This window comes from Micromonospora sp. DT4 (assembly GCF_049841675.1).
Lineage (GTDB): Bacteria > Actinomycetota > Actinomycetes > Mycobacteriales > Micromonosporaceae > Micromonospora.
This window is the reverse complement of sequence record NZ_JBNCKT010000385.1, coordinates 1-492: the sequence shown is the minus strand read 5'-3', so window position 1 is coordinate 492 and position 492 is coordinate 1. Positions and strand designations below refer to the sequence as shown.

The following is a 492-nucleotide window of genomic DNA, read 5'->3' as shown; positions in this document are numbered from 1 at the left end:
GTTTCATCAGGGACTCTTCAATGTCCTGAACGATAACGGTTTCCAGCCGGAGGTTACCGACAACAAGATTCGAATACCCCGAGACAAGAGCCTGCTTGTCACTGCTGCCGAGAAGGCGGAGAAGGACAAGGAGACGTTCGCCGCTTATGACCTCTGGCGCAAAGGCAACTCCACAAAGGCGGGAAAGATCCCTCCACTCCGCACCCGGATCACGCTCCCGGAAACGGGGGCCGTCATTGATCTCGGCAGCCGGATGCATACTCTCATCCGCCACGGGCTTGTGGATCCGCAGAGGATGATCGCTCAGGCTCTGAGCGACCGTGGGTTGCAGACGGAGTATCGGGGCAAGAAGACCTTTCTTGTGCGCCCAGAGGAGGTGGCCGGTGGGGAGTCGCGGTCGGTGTCCGCCACAACACAGAAGGTCGCCAATCTGGCTGTGGGTCGTCGGCCCTTGCCGTGGGAGGGTGCGTCAGGCTCTGGTGTGGCGGTGGT

General features: G+C 60.8%; 1 protein-coding gene. It reads left to right on the top strand.

Going from position 1 to position 492, the window contains the following annotated elements:
• Positions 1 to 492: hypothetical protein (locus ACLQ24_RS30225; RefSeq protein WP_425895136.1), on the top strand; the 492-nt coding region annotated here is incomplete at both ends.